The 14,677-nt window shown below is 34.4% G+C and carries 11 protein-coding genes; 2 read left to right on the top strand and 9 right to left on the bottom strand.

The features are described 5' to 3' along the window. Positions 1-83 precede the first annotated feature (83 nt). The 4 genes from OM075_RS08140 to OM075_RS08125 form a co-directional block, all read right to left on the bottom strand. Positions 84-722 carry a DUF6266 family protein gene (locus OM075_RS08140; protein WP_301189999.1) on the bottom strand — a complete coding sequence of 213 codons (639 nt, stop codon included), beginning with the start codon at positions 720-722 and terminating at the stop codon, positions 84-86. A 59-nt stretch (positions 723-781) separates the two neighbouring features. Further along, entirely contained in the window at positions 782-1,009 is a 228-nt protein-coding gene (locus OM075_RS08135; protein ID WP_301189998.1) for a hypothetical protein, read from the bottom strand. Between the two features lie 644 nt (positions 1,010-1,653). After that, positions 1,654-2,118 (bottom strand): hypothetical protein, encoded by a 465-nt coding sequence (locus OM075_RS08130; RefSeq protein WP_301189997.1) that lies wholly within the window; start codon positions 2,116-2,118, stop codon positions 1,654-1,656. Between the two features lie 35 nt (positions 2,119-2,153). After that, a complete protein-coding gene (locus OM075_RS08125) occupies positions 2,154-3,869 on the bottom strand; it encodes an SWIM zinc finger family protein (protein WP_301189996.1) in 1,716 nt (571 codons plus the stop codon). A 224-nt stretch (positions 3,870-4,093) separates the two neighbouring features. Here OM075_RS08125 and OM075_RS08120 point away from each other — a divergent pair, with 224 nt between their 5' ends. Next, a complete protein-coding gene (locus OM075_RS08120; protein ID WP_301189995.1) occupies positions 4,094-4,900 on the top strand; it encodes a Cof-type HAD-IIB family hydrolase in 807 nt (268 codons plus the stop codon). A gap of 509 nt (positions 4,901-5,409) precedes the next feature. Continuing rightward, on the top strand, positions 5,410-6,003 hold the full coding sequence (locus OM075_RS08115; RefSeq protein WP_301189994.1) for a sigma-70 family RNA polymerase sigma factor: 594 nt from the start codon (positions 5,410-5,412) through the stop codon (positions 6,001-6,003). A gap of 61 nt (positions 6,004-6,064) precedes the next feature. Here the strand turns inward: OM075_RS08115 and OM075_RS08110 are convergent, their stop codons facing one another. The 5 genes from OM075_RS08110 to OM075_RS08090 form a co-directional block, all read right to left on the bottom strand. Beyond that, positions 6,065-7,648, bottom strand: coding sequence for a PKD-like family lipoprotein (locus tag OM075_RS08110; RefSeq protein ID WP_301189993.1), 1,584 nt, complete (start codon positions 7,646-7,648; stop codon positions 6,065-6,067). A gap of 115 nt (positions 7,649-7,763) precedes the next feature. Next, on the bottom strand, positions 7,764-8,510 hold the full coding sequence (locus OM075_RS08105; RefSeq protein WP_301189992.1) for a DUF4843 domain-containing protein: 747 nt from the start codon (positions 8,508-8,510) through the stop codon (positions 7,764-7,766). A gap of 16 nt (positions 8,511-8,526) precedes the next feature. Beyond that, positions 8,527-9,960 carry a RagB/SusD family nutrient uptake outer membrane protein gene (locus tag OM075_RS08100; protein ID WP_301189991.1) on the bottom strand — a complete coding sequence of 478 codons (1,434 nt, stop codon included), beginning with the start codon at positions 9,958-9,960 and terminating at the stop codon, positions 8,527-8,529. Between the two features lie 11 nt (positions 9,961-9,971). After that, positions 9,972-13,241: a SusC/RagA family TonB-linked outer membrane protein gene (locus tag OM075_RS08095; RefSeq protein WP_301189990.1), complete on the bottom strand. Its 3,270-nt coding sequence runs from the start codon at positions 13,239-13,241 to the stop codon at positions 9,972-9,974. A gap of 242 nt (positions 13,242-13,483) precedes the next feature. Beyond that, a complete protein-coding gene (locus tag OM075_RS08090) occupies positions 13,484-14,644 on the bottom strand; it encodes a FecR family protein (RefSeq protein ID WP_301189989.1) in 1,161 nt (386 codons plus the stop codon). Positions 14,645-14,677: the final 33 nt, after the last annotated feature.

Below are 14,677 nucleotides of genomic sequence, written 5' to 3'. Positions count from 1 at the left end.
TTAAATAAAAAAATCCTCCCTGCCTAAGACAAAGAGGATTCTGATAGTAGCTATACTAATTAAACTATGATGATCGTTAATTATTAAGGAGCAGTTACGGTACCCAGATAAATACTATTGCTGGCTGTACCCATTTTTCCTGATGAGGCAAATGCTAAATAGCAATGTATAGGAGTTCCTGATGGCGCATTAGGCATATACAAACTACCTTTTCCATCTGCTCTGGTATATTCATCAACAGAATAACTGGGATAACCTCCTTCTGCAATACCAACTAACAGAGCCTGCATTGTTCCAACATATTTTAATGCATTGGGATTATCAGACCATGTAAAAACAATCTGTTCATCCTCGATGGTCACTGCAGGTTTATCGGCCACCTGAATACTTCCTTTTGCAAAGACCAGGTTTGGATAATCAATACCAAAATCAGGATATTCGCCTATTAATGCATAATTTAAAAACTCTGAGAATGCTGCATTTTGTGGCGACTGATTTACACCTTGCGCTTTTAAGCCCTGTTTAAAAACAGGATACAATGGTTGTAAAAATCGGGCAGCAAATGCAAACCTTGCTCTTTGCATTACTTGTTTCTCTGATGACTTTTTATCTCTGATATCAGGAAGTGATTTCATATAATTGATACCTTTCCATTTGCTACCAACTGTGCTACCTACTCTTCCTGAAAATCCTCCGTTTAAACCTTTAACAAACTTTCCCATGACTATTAATTTTTACGATTATTAATTTTAAAAATGTTTTTAATTTTATTGCCCTTTTCTTAGGGTGCAGTAACTTCTTTATTTTTAGAATCTGTCTTTTCAACATTGTTGCGTTTCATCCATTTAGAAATTACTGTTGTAAGAACTCCTGCTAGCAGGGTGATCGCAGATCTGATGATTATTGTTTGTGGATCTGCATCCTGGGCAGAGAATATTTGACTGTCTACAGCCTCCATTACTCCTAAAGAACCCAGTGAACCGATGGCGAAATTTTTAAGTTCATGCATCATCTTGTTTTTGTAACCCTCTCCAGTATTGATCAGATAATAAAGAGGATCGGGTTAAACATGGTATCGGCCGATGTTTTAGCTGGTTTTTGGTTAACAGTCCTCAGTCCTCAGCCTGCAGTTCTTAGTCTACTTTGCCAACTGCCAACTGGCAACTGTTTACTGCTAACCTTTCCCTTAGCTTTCGATAACTAAATTATATCAAGTGGATGGACAAAAAAATAACGGTAATTTTACCGTTACTTTTTGGGTGTTGTTATCTATTGATTAATAGGTGTATATGGTTTTTATCGGATGAGGTTGGATTTAGTTTTATAGTCAAAAAAGGTGATTTTTGGGTAAATTGTGCATGATTTGGCAAAAACGGCAAAAAATTGTGCACAAAAGTGTTAAAAAAGGCATTTTACTGTGCATGAACGGACTGTAAACGGACTTGCAATATACCTGCTGCGGACAGGCTGCGGGTTGTGAACGGGTTTTTGCGGGTGGTCTGCGGATAGGCTGCGGGTGAGCATCGGTCTATAGCATCCGCAGAAATGCCGCAGACCATCCGATAACCATCCGCATCAGTATGCTCTTTGGTATAGAGGAGGTCCGATTGTGGGGTAGAGGAGGTTAAAAGAGAAGTGATTTCTTATAGTTGGTTAAAAAGGTATATCATCATCAGGATCTTTATCGTGAGGGCTAACTCCCGGAGGGTTAAATAATCCCCATCTATCTATGATATAGTCCCACTTATCAAATTTTGCTACCCATTGAATAAAAAGCAGGCGGTATTCTTCAATTAATTCTCTCACTATATCAAAATAGCCTGAATCTTCAAAATCAAACATTTCCAAAGCATGTTTCTGAACTATTAGGTCTTTGGCAGCTTTGCGAATAAAGCTGGCAGCTTCCATTTTAAGATCATACAGATCAATAGCTTCGGCTCCGGATACTTTTACCTGAAGCTGATAGGCATCATGCAACATTATCTCTTTAATAGATTGCAATGCTTCATTATCCTCAGGTATTAAGTTTGCAATATGCTCAATTACTTCTATTATTTCTCCTCCTTTTTTAAAGAGCTGTTTACCTTCATAACTAAAGTTGTCCGATAGAGATTTCATTTTAGTATTTATAGTTAATTACAAAAAATTCAATATTAGTTCCAGTTTAATTTTTTAAATATTTCCTTCATTGCCGGGCGATTTTTATAATTGTTTAATAAAGAATCTTTTAGAGCTTTTGCAGCAGGTAAGCCTCCTTTAAGTTTAGACATCTGCTTTAAGTATTGTACCAGGGTTTCGTAAACATTACGGCCGGTTTGTTCTGCTTCTATTTCAATAGCAGCTTTATAATATTCTAATAGTTCGCTAGTATATTTCGATTTAAGATGATTAGTGTATCTTATAATTGTATGAATGCTATTTGAAGAACTAACTAAAGCAAAGAGTTGCTCAATCATTTGTTCCTCAATATAAATACTAGCCAAATTATCAATGGGTATTCCTCCGTAATAACCTCTTTTATTGTTTTTTAGTTCTGCAATAAGTTTATTTCGTTTTGTTTCCCAACCATCTTTGGGGCTGGTTGCTTTGTAAAACTTAAAGTACTTTATTTCATAGGTATTTTCAATAAAGAGTTCCTTGGCTAGTTTATTGTAATTTACTGTTTGGTTTTGTTTTTTGTAAACTTCAAGTAATTGGTCTTTCCATTGACGAACAGTACCCTGTTCATTATCCTTTAGAGCTATTTTTATTCCCTCCTGAATGAGATCTTCAGCTTTTTTTAACTGGTTTGTTGCTAAAGCTTCTTTTACTCGTGTTTGTCTAAAGTCTTTTAAATGTAGATAAGAATCAATGATATTTTCGGCTTCAGAATTACGACCTTCTGATTGTAACAAATTTATCTTATGGCCAATATAATTTTGTAAACTATATTTCTTGCTCCAACTGTCTTCTTTATCCAGATCAATGATTTTGGTATCAATAAATTTATAGGCAATTTCTAATTTATTTAAAGAGGCAGCTGTATCGAAAAATAGTGGTTCTAAACAATCTCCAACACCATAAGCATTGTAATCATTATTTTGTACCTGTTCATGTAGCCAGTTAAAAATTCTTTCTTTTAGTTTATTTGAGGGGTTGTTATTAATGATTGTAGCAATAACATTGAATGCTTCAGAAATTACATAACCACATTCGCCAGATGAATCATCCATATTTTGAATGGCTTTAACACTTTCCATTGCAATGGCAGCCGAAATACAAAAAGCCTCGTTAAGGTTTCCTACGGAGTAATAATTATCAGCCTTTATCTGGAATTCAGAAACATCATTCATTGCTTTATAACTATTTCGATAGTCGATAAAACCCCTGTAATCATAATTGTCAAATATTCCACTTATTTGATTTTGATAATAGGGAATGTTATTCGCATCCTGAACAGAAGCTGGTTTTGAAAAGGTAAGCTTAATTTGATGTCTGAAATCTTTATTTTTAACTCCAAAGTCAAGTATGAAATTTCTTAAATCCTCAGAATTGGCCGCCTTTATTAATTCTTCCCAACTTTCTTCATCAGGAATTTTATCATTTGAAGAAATAGGAATAGTTTTTTTATCGAATATAGCCAGAGCAACAGCTGCAACATGTTTACATATAGTACCATCGTAGGGGCAATCGCAATAATAATCAGCAGAATTGCTATCGTTGTCTGGTTTAATCTCTACTTCATAGTTGTCGTAGTTACCCTCAACCTCTGCATACCAGGTTTGATCACTTCCCTGATTTAGTTGCAGGATTTTTTTATTGTTATAGTATGATTCCCCTCGTTTTAATATTTCAAAGGGTATCATATTGATTAATTGTTGTATTGTCATAATTAACAAGTATATTCTAAAGAACCACAGTTTCAATAGGGTGATATGGACACAAAATAGTAACTGTTTGCCATAGAGCAAAATCAAAAATACATTTATTTCCATTGTTTAAAATAATACTCTTTAATCACCACAATTTTTCTATTTTTGCAAGCTATTTTAAGTACATAAAACATTGTATGTATTTAAATTAATCTGTAAAAAATAATAAAACCGGGGGAATAATGCAGTATAAGTTACTTGTGCTTGATTTAGATGGAACTTTAACCAATTCAAAAAAAGAAATTTCGGAACGAACAAAAGCTACCTTATTAAAAGTGCAGCAAAAAGGGGTGAAGATTGTATTGGCATCGGGCAGACCAACTTATGGTATTGTGCCTTTAGCAGAGGAATTGGAGTTGGCTAAATATGGTGGCTATATTTTGTCGTTTAATGGTGGTACTATTATTAACTGGCAAACAAAGGAAGTGATTCACCAATCGGCATTGAATACTGAAAATTTACCGGTTTTGCATGAAATAGCCCGAGACAATAAGGTCGACATTATTTCATACGAAAATGAAAGTATTATTTCAGAAAATACAGAGAATGAATATATTCAGTATGAGGCTTTTTTAAATAAAATGCCAATTAAAAAGGTGGATTCATTTACTGAAGCACTTAAACTTCCGGTGCCTAAATGCCTGATGGTTGGTAATCCTGAAATTTTAATAAGACTGGAACAGGAAATGAAAGCGCAGTTTAGTCGAGAGATGAATATCTATCGCAGTGAACCCTTCTTTTTAGAATTGAATCCTTTGAATATTGATAAAGCTCAATCGCTGCAATTGTTATTGGATTACACCGGTCATACCCGTGAAGAAATGCTTGCCTGTGGAGATGGATTCAATGATTTAACCATGATTGAATTTGCAGGTTTTGGTGTTGCAATGGCCAATGCTCAGGATCAGGTTAAACAAGTATCTGATTTTGTTACTTTATCAAACGATGAGGATGGCGTGGCCCACGTTGTTGAGCTTTTTATGAATTAATGAATTTTTAACCAGAGCAGGTTTTATTTCTTTCCAGCCAGGATGTGACAAAATAGGGCTTTTCATTCCGGATTCAGATGTACACGAGAATTTATTCCCCGGGCGAATGTACGGGGACAAAATAAATTAGGGTTACGTCCTGCTGTTAGGTTCATTTTGTTTTCTGTATAATAAGAATAATACTATTAATATCCTCATTATTTGGTTCTTTCTCGTTGAATATCATTTTTTAATGAGTAGGATTAATTCTTCTTTTCCTATTGCTTCTTTTGCTTAGAGCTAGGTATTTTTCAATCATACGATCTGATACATGTACTCTTTTGCAGGGATCATGAAAATAACCCTAATAGAGTTAACTTTTAATAACATGGGTTTGTGTTAAAAAATAACATTTTTTAAGCGATTATCTTTTGATTTTGTTCTATTTTTGGGATAGATCTTATAGATTAATACTCAATAGGGGTTATGTAGTTTTAATATAAAACTAATAGTATATAATTTCTTTATATATGGGAATGGGAGTAAAATTGGAGGAGTACAGCAATTGTGCAGATAGCGAATTACTGGCATTTTTAAAGGATAACGATGACAGGTTAGCCTTTGAAACGCTGTATAATCGCTATTGGAAAAAACTGCTGCTCCAAGCTGAAAGAAAGTTAAACTCATATTCTGAAGCAGAAGAAGTACTACAAAATGTTTTTTTAGATATCTGGGTACGAAGAAGTGCTATTGATATTAATTATAGTTTTTTTACATACATGTCATCTGCAGTTAAGTATCAGGTGTTTGCACAACTGGCAAAACGTTACAAAAATGATGTTATTCATACCTCAGAAGATGAAATACCCAATGTTGGCATTAATACTACAGAAGAGTGGTTTGATTATACCGAAAGTTATTCTAAGCTTGAACAGTTAATACAGCAATTACCCTATAAAACCAAACAGGTTTTTCGGCTTAGCCGTATGCATGGTTACTCACAGAAAGAAATCTCTCAGGAACTTAGTATATCTGTGAAAACAGTTGAAAACCACATGACTAAGGCTTTAAAGCTATTGCGCTCATCCTTTTATGTTTTTATTACTTTGTATTTTTCTAAATAAAAAAATCCTGCTTTGAATATTTTATTCAAAGCAGGATTTTTCATTTATAAGCGATTTCTATTTACTGACCAGGTAATACCATAACTACACGACCAATATTGAAATTCATATCTTTAATCTTACCAAATCCTTCATAAGAATCAACTAAATCAACAAATCCTCCGGTAGCAAGACTTAACTCAAGGATGTAAATCTTTCCTTCAGTTCCATTCCAGGTAGAAACACACATGTATTTTCCCTGAGGATTTTTATCATTTTCCATGAATCCTCCTAAATCAGAACCTGCATTCGACATTAAATACAAACTTGTGATTTCTTCATTATCAGGAGCAGTCCAACATACTGAAGCTGGGTTTGCCGAGGCTGAATAAGTATTGTAATTGAAATTATACAACGTGCTACTTGTTGCATAAAATCCTACAGGAGCAAGAGGATGTAACGCAAACAAATTAGCTTCAGAAAGATTTGTTAGAGTGCTAATATTAATATCGGCAACAACTCCTGCAGTATTAGCATTTCTTGCTGTTACAGCAGTTAAATAATAAGCATCATTATCATTGTCTTTCATAATAGCTGCCAGATTCATATTCTGAATAGGTTCATAATCCAACAGTGTTCTGTTTAAGTTACGGGATGCTTCAGCATTTGTACCTGCAAATTCAAATAATTCACTACTATATGTTGAACCAATTAAGAATCTTCCATTCTGCTCGTCATAAGCATTTATGGCCGATCCCACTAAAGAAATATAAGGACTGGCTACATAACTACTGCCTGTAACAACTTTTGGTGTCATAAAATAAGGATATTCACCTGCATAATCAGTCAGCAAACCATGTATTTTACCGTCGTTTACCATAAACTCTATTGGTATATACATAGCCCATGGAAATGGGTAATTAGGTTGTAAACGAGTATAGTAAAACTGCGGATTAACTGTTGTTGGAGGAGTTAAGAATAAACCGTCCTGAGGATCACCAACAACAGAATAATTATCGGTTGACAAGCGAACCATATCTTCTGACGTTAGCAAATACACACGCGAACTGGTTTGATTAAAGAAGAAACCCAACTTTCTGGCCTCACCTAATAACGGACGTTGTGGGTTTGCCTGCGAATAGATATCATATATTACAGACCCCTCCTGAGCAGTTCCTGAAAAAACAGGTGTTTTAATGATAGCAAAGTCGGATGTATATCCATCATCATATAAAACAAATAAACCGGATGTTCCAAAGATACCTTCAACATTTAAAAAGTATCGGGTAGTTGTTCTCCTGCCTGAAGACATAACAGTAGCAGCATATTCTATAACATAAGAACCTGGTTTTTCTACAATTTGATACTCCAAATTCTTTTCTTTTGAGATTGTATCTGCAAGAATATCGTTATATGCATCAATATTTGAAGAATAGATAGACCATGTATATTCAATGTCAGAAAGATCTTCATCGTATACTAACGTTGGCGTTAAATGTACATAATCAAGCTGATTAACTGCCAGTGTTTGATTGGCTTCACTTTCTTCAATTCTAAATTCGGCAAGTTCGTGATAGTCATAATTACCATCATCATTATCACAAGAGTACAATCCCAAAGATATAAAAACACCTACCAGATATATTGTTAATTTATGATTTTTCATAAATATTCATTTTTAATTAATTAATTATAATCGCTGAATATTTTAGCTAAGAATCCCTATGCTATAATGTAAATCAGTCTAACATCTCTTATCTAAAATCTTACGATCTATTGTATTAAATACCTGCACCAAAGCGTAATGGTTCACCATCATCGTCAAGATAGGGCCATCCTTCCGGTCTTCCCTCATTTGCAGGATTGCTATTATACTCATCTAAAAGTCTAATTAGAGTTCCCTGAAGCCAGAATTGCATATTGTAATTACCACTATAATCCTCGAAGGTTTCATAGCCGGTATTTTCAATAATAAATTTATATCGTGCCTGAGAAAATGGTCCGATATAGTATTCAATAAATCGCCATGATTCCGGACGAACAAGAAAATCACACCATACAATACTAAAGGTTTGAAAATCGGATAAGCCCTGTTCCAGATCAGGAGTATCTTTAATCTTAAAAGTTACACGAGCTGTTTCTTCAGTAAGATCAAATCCTTCAATATTTTTTTGAACAACAACAGGAACAGCGGTATTAAATTGACCTGCTGGTAAAGTGAAATTTGTTATTTCATAAGCAGAGGCAGGTACATTTGTTAATGAATCTACCACTTCAAAATCGAATGATAAATCATGGCTGGATGGCCTTCCCTGTAAGTGAACAAACATATTTACAGGATAACTATCCTCAGTAGCATCTACGCTTTTAAAGGAAAATACTACAGAATCAGCATTGTTACTTGAAGATTGATCCATTAGGCTACTTACGTAAATACCAGCATCTCCATTGTAAACAAAATCATCATTTTCACATCCTATAGCTAAAATAAGCAGGAGCGAAAAACTAATATAGATTAATCTTTTCATCTTCAAAATCTTTAAGTTATCTGTTTCCATACTCAATTTCTTGTTGTGGCATAGGAAGCGTATAATTATCAGTATCAAACTCAGCAGTCAGATTATAAGCAGATCTTCCTCCGATATACTGACGATTGTGTCTTTTACTATAATAAAACAGCTTACCTTCAGTTATGTATTCACGATAATATTCTAATAAAATCTCATCATAAAGCTCAGGGGCTGTAGTTAATTCTACCGGAGCTTCCACACCTCTGTTGTGCCTGATTACGTTTAAGTATTGAGCTGCGTTATCAATGTCAGCCTCTGCACATATTAAATACATTTCAGGTAAACGGATAAGAGGTAATCTCTTTATAAATTCATCTCTTAAATCATCACCATTCGAATCTTTTTGCCATAATTTTGTTGATACCATGTAATTAGGTTCACTACCTCCGGCTTCAAACAAAATACTATATCTTAAATCAGTAGAATGAGTGATGGTAGGGAAAATACTAGCCAACCAATCTATGTGCGTTGCAAAAATAGGAGCGGTATTATCAGAAGACTGCCCGTATAAATATCCCAATATGTTGTTTTCAATTTGATTGCTTTGTAATGCAAAAATTGTTTCAGGAGTAAAAGTACGGTCTACAGATTCATCTGAAGATGTAGATAAGGCATTGGAAGCTGTCCAACGGTATTTTGTACTATTGATTACTTCCTGAGCAGCTAATAGTGCATTTTGATTATCTCCTTTCCACAGATAGGCTTGTGCCATTAAAGCTCTTACGGCGTAATAATTCATATAGTAGTATCTTTCAGTACTTTCACTACTTAAATAAACAGGATCAACCTCTGATAATAATGCAGCAGCCTCTGTTAGGTCTTGTAAAACAAGATCTAAGCATTCAGTAACACTGGAAGATGGCGTTCTGTTATATGAAAACGCCTTAACATAAGGAATACCAACAGCTTCCGGATCATAAGCTAACGAAGGTGCAAACAGACGTAATAAATCTAAATGCATAAAAGCTCTGATGCCTAATGCTTCTCCATAAATTAAGTTATAATTGCCATTGGAGAAGAAAGATGGATCTTTATCCTGAATATTCTCAATCAATGAATTGGCATTGGCTATAATGTTATAACCTTCAATCCATATATTATTGATAATGTATTCCACATCAGCGTTTGCATAGTCATAATCTTTTGCATAACTGTATGTCTGTATTCCTGCATCATAGTAGCAATTACCGATTACATCTAAAAATCCAAACGTTAACTCTCTGCCATACAGAGAGGTTGAAGTCATTTTTATATACAAACCATTTAATGCATCATTAAAACCATCCTCATCATCAAATAAGTCTGTTCCTTCTACTTCTGTTTTAGGATGAACATCTAAGAAATCATCACACGCCACAAAAAGTATCGTACATAAAATGAGTAGATATGATATATAATTTGTTCTCATAATCTTTATATTTAAAATGTTGCTTTAAGTGATAATGAATAACTTTTAGCATAAGGATAATCAGTACCTCGTTCTATATCAATAGAAGAAAAACGAGCAATGTCATCCATGTAAAGACCCAAAAGGAGTTGTTGTAGTCCAATAGCTTTGATTGATTTAATTTTATTTAAATCGTAGTTAATATTGATATTGGAAATATTTAAATAGTTATTTTTTTCTACAAAACGACTTGTTGGATAAGTAGTTGATTGATCTTCGATATTTTTAAACCTTGTAATATCACCAGGATTAACCCATCTGTCGGAGAATACTCTTCGGTCAACATTATAATAAGGATCAGCATTTTCAACTTTATCCACTACCGTTTGATTGTACAAATCTCCACCTAAAGAATAATTCAGGTTAATATTTAATCGAACTCCATTGTAACCAAATGATAATCCTGCGATACCATTTAAATCCGGTTCAGCAACACCACATACCACCATATCATCAGAAGACCACTCTGTTGTTGTTGTTCCGTCTCTTCTTACAAAGATTTCCTGTCCTGTAGCAGGATCGATACCTCTTGATTTTACAGCCCAGATGGCATTCATTGATTGACCCTCTTCATATCTTGTTACAGGTCTGTTTGTCAATTCTTCAACCTGACTTTCGTTGTAACTGGCAAGGCTGTTTGAAATCTCTTTAATTCTGTTTTTGTTGGTAGCAACGCTAGCAAAAACGTTTAAATACGCATTTTTAGATGTGTTTTGAAAAACTCTATAGTTCAAATAAACTTCAGTTCCCTTATTTTCAACCTTACCTAAATTTTCTTTATATGAATTAAATCCTGTTGAATAAGGGATGGTAACGTCAGTAAGCAAATCGTCAGTAGTTGAAACATAGTAATCAAAACGACCACTTAAGCGATTTTTTAATAGTGTAAAATCAACTCCAATATTTAAATCCTGTTTACGTTGCCATGCTAAATTATTATTAGGCAAGCCAAGTAAATAGGCTCCTGAATTCAGATTATAGTAATACTCAGTTTCGTAAGTATAAGTTGTTTTACTCTGATATGAGTTAAAGTTTTGTGAACCTGTATAACCTAAAGATCCTCTCAATTTTAATTGGTTTAGCCATTCAACATCACTTAAGAAATTTTCTTTGTGTAAATTGTACCCTAAACCAGCAGACCAGAAATTACCCCAACGGTTGTCAGCACCAAATTGAGATGAACCATTTAAACGAGCAGAAAGGTCGATTAGGTAACGATCTTTGAAAGAATAGTTCACCGCACCAACAAAACTTACATCATTTGTTGTACTTTCAAACGAATAAGGAGTTGTGTTTTCTGCATATTGTCTGGCAAAACCAGGATCATCTAACTGATCATTAGGAAAACCTTCTGCTGTAAAAGAAACTCTTTCTTCAGTTTGAGAATTTAAGTTCCAACCAAGGTTAGCCAGAAAGAAATGATCTCCGGCTACTTTAGTATAACTACCAATAGCGTCAACTGTGATTTTATTACTTTTTCCATCCATATAATCATAGGTTCCTCTGCGAGCAATTAAATCTTCAGTGGTATAGGTAATAAAATCGGTATGCGTTGTAGGATGAAAAATTTCTGATCCGTTGTCGGAATGGTTTAATCCTACACGTAAGGTTGTTTTAAGACCCTCAATACCTGTCCACTCCAAATAAAAGTTGTTGGTAATTTGGTTGTATTCAGTAAAATCTTTTGTATTGATAGTACTATTCCACATAGGGTTTACATATCTCAATGTGGAATTTGCACGTTCCAATTCCCAGCTTTGAATCAAATGTCCATTTTCATCACGAGGTCTTAAGTAGGGGTTCATAAGCGCATACTCGCTAAATGATCCCCAGGGAGAGTTGTTTCCTTTGTTGTTGGCAACAAGTAATTGATTTCGGATTTTTAAATCGTTGAAGCGGTAAATGAATGTCATACCACCTGAAATGGTTCTACGGTTAGATCCTTTCATAACACCGGCATCGTTATTATAGGCAAAATCAAGTCCGTATTGAAATTTATCGCTACCTCCTTCAAGATATAAGGTGTGCTTTTGTCCGACAGCATTGCGAACTGGTTGTGCCAACCAATCTGTTTCAACTCCTCTGTATACTTCATCCAATAAATCATAGTAACTTTCTCTTGATATATACTGGAAATTTGCATTGGTTACCGAATTGATAAATCCACCAATACCACCATCGTATAAGCCTGCGTTTTGTTCAACCTGAAGTTTTTCTGATGCATTGGTTAAATTATAACTGTCTAAATCAGGAGTCTGAATTTTTGCTGTTCCATTATATGTTAATCGTAATTTACCTTGTTGAGGTCTGCGTGTTTCAATTACAATAACACCATTGGCCGCTTTAGATCCATAGATAGCCTTAGCTGCAGCATCCTTCAGAATAGTAATAGATTCAACTCTTTCCATGTCAAGGTCGTTAATTGTTTCCATGGTTGTTTCAAATCCATCTAAAACAAATAACGGTTGGTTAGGACTAGTAGAATATTCATTATTTAAATCAGGAAAACCAGACTGTCCACGTATGGAAAGTTCGTTCATTGCATTGGGATTTGATCCCATAGCAAGGTTCTCTGTTACAATAAACGAAGGATCCAGGTTTTGTAAACTCTGGATAACATTAATATTACCTACAGCTTGTAAATCGTCGTGATTGTATGTTTGAGTAGCTCCTGTAAATGTTTCTGATTTAAAATCGAAGATACCAGTTACAACCACTTCAGATAAGTCGTTATTAAGAACCTCAAGGTTGAAGTCGATATTAGTCTGCTTGCCAACTTCTATGTCCATAGGTTTATAACCAAGGAATTTAGCTCTTAATACAGCACCTTCTCTTGTTGGTAGTCTTAGGTTATATTCACCATCTACATTGGTAATAACACCTCTTCCCGAATGTAAATCAACAATTGCAGCTCCTGGTAATGGTTCGTTGCCCTGTCCAAGAACTTTACCGCTAATAATAATTACCGGCTGGTTGATTTGTTGTGAAGGAACACTTTGTGGTTTTTCTTTAATACTGATGACATCGCCATCCATAGTAATAGCAAATTTGCTATCGTTAAGTATTTTATGAAGTACATCAAGTATACTTTCTCCTTTTGTTTCTATTGAAACCGGGGCAACACCCTCAAAGTATGAGTCGCTATATATAATAGAAACACCAGTTTGACGAGATATTGCTTTAATCACATCCTGCACTCGGGTATCTTTAAAAGAAAGATCTACCGTTTGGGTTTGTGACATGATATTTGTGTTGAACGAAAATAAACAAAACAGAATATAAACGGCAAGATTAAGATACTGCCGCTTATATTTATTTGTGTCGTTACTTTTTTTACGAATTAAATGCATAACTTTCGTTGATTTTTAAGTTAATATTTGACATGCATTCTCTTAAAAATGTTATACAACCGGAGTCTGCGCCAACAGATTTCGGTTGTCTTTATTGGATTATTAATTATGCCAATTGAATAAGCTTTAGGGATTTATTCTTTAATACGGACAATAAAATTATCACCATTTGATTCAAAGGAAACATTGTTTATTTCCAATAACTCCAACACTTTAGAAAGTTTAAGGTTTTTACTGATTCTACCACCATATGTTTCTTTAGTAGAGAATTCCTTTAGTTCAAAGTCTACATCATACCACCTGCTTAATTGACGTAAAATAACAGGAAGTTGTACACCGTCGAATTCAAAAAAACCATCTTTCCATGCCATTGTACAAGCTAAATCAGCTTGATTTACTTGTATAGGTTCCTTTTTAAAGTTTTGAACTATAGCTTGTTCTCCAGGTTTAATGATAACATCGTTTTCATCTTTTGAAACCTGTACAGAACCCTCCAGTAATGTGGTTTTAATTTCTTTCTCATCTTTATATGCACTGATATTAAAATGAGTACCCAGAACCCGGACCACAGTGCCGTCCACTTTTACTAAGAAAGGTTTTGATGCATTGTGGGCCACTTCAAAATATGCTTCTCCCTCAAGTTCAACAATTCTTTTGTCCGAATTAAAACGTTCAGGAAACTTAAGAGAACTTGCTGAGTTCATCCATACTTTTGTTCCGTCAGATAATTCCAAATGATACTGATTGCCTCGTTTGGTAATTATCTCATGAATTTCAACCATATCATTAACAGAGCTATTTGCAGCTGCGTATGATAATAATCCCGATTTTTTATCTACACTAGTTTTTCCATTATCTACAATACGGCCATCTGAAACTTTGCTCAAATTAATTTCTTTATTGTTTCCAATGCGGAGTATTGCATCTTCAGTGCCAGGTAAAATATCTTGTTTTTGCTCTACTTGAGCAATACTTTCAGCCTTTTGTCTTTCAGTGTAAATCCAATATCCACCAACAACAAAAATTAATATAGCAGCAACTTCAGTAAATCGGCGAATAATATGTTTTGCTTTTGTTTTTCTTGATTTTGCAGATTCATAACTGTCTACACGCTGCATAATCTTATCAAACATTTCCTTTTGAAGTTTTTCTTCAGGAATTTCTCTGGTCCAATCTGCATCACTATTGCTGGCTTCTGATTGATACCATTCTTCAAGCAAACGATTTTCTTCTTCGCTAATAGTGCCGTTTAGCTTTTTGTGTGCTAGTTCGTTTATAGATAATGGGTCTTTCATGAAATATTGTATGACTTATTCAATTGATAATGT

The sequence above is a fragment of the Plebeiibacterium sediminum genome (genome assembly GCF_026013605.1).
Taxonomy (GTDB): Bacteria; Bacteroidota; Bacteroidia; order Bacteroidales; family Marinilabiliaceae; genus Saccharicrinis; species Saccharicrinis sediminus.
The sequence above is the reverse complement of the archived record's forward strand: the minus strand, read 5'-3'. Positions and strand labels throughout refer to the sequence as shown.

Bases quoted from the DNA above. Each gene is read 5' to 3' on its own strand.
- OM075_RS08140 (WP_301189999.1), bottom strand. From the start codon at position 722: ATGGGAAAGTTTGTTAAAGGTTTAAACGGAGGATTTTCAGGAAGAGTA.
- OM075_RS08135 (WP_301189998.1), bottom strand. From the start codon at position 1,009: ATGCATGAACTTAAAAATTTCGCCATCGGTTCACTGGGTTCTTTAGGA.
- OM075_RS08130 (WP_301189997.1), bottom strand. From the start codon at position 2,118: ATGAAATCTCTATCGGACAACTTTAGTTATGAAGGTAAACAGCTCTTT.
- OM075_RS08125 (WP_301189996.1), bottom strand. From the start codon at position 3,869: ATGACAATACAACAATTAATCAATATGATACCCTTTGAAATATTAAAA.
- OM075_RS08120 (WP_301189995.1), top strand. From the start codon at position 4,094: ATGCAGTATAAGTTACTTGTGCTTGATTTAGATGGAACTTTAACCAAT.
- OM075_RS08115 (WP_301189994.1), top strand. From the start codon at position 5,410: ATGGGAATGGGAGTAAAATTGGAGGAGTACAGCAATTGTGCAGATAGC.
- OM075_RS08110 (WP_301189993.1), bottom strand. From the start codon at position 7,648: ATGAAAAATCATAAATTAACAATATATCTGGTAGGTGTTTTTATATCT.
- OM075_RS08105 (WP_301189992.1), bottom strand. From the start codon at position 8,510: ATGAAAAGATTAATCTATATTAGTTTTTCGCTCCTGCTTATTTTAGCT.
- OM075_RS08100 (WP_301189991.1), bottom strand. From the start codon at position 9,960: ATGAGAACAAATTATATATCATATCTACTCATTTTATGTACGATACTT.
- OM075_RS08095 (WP_301189990.1), bottom strand. From the start codon at position 13,241: ATGTCACAAACCCAAACGGTAGATCTTTCTTTTAAAGATACCCGAGTG.
- OM075_RS08090 (WP_301189989.1), bottom strand. From the start codon at position 14,644: ATGAAAGACCCATTATCTATAAACGAACTAGCACACAAAAAGCTAAAC.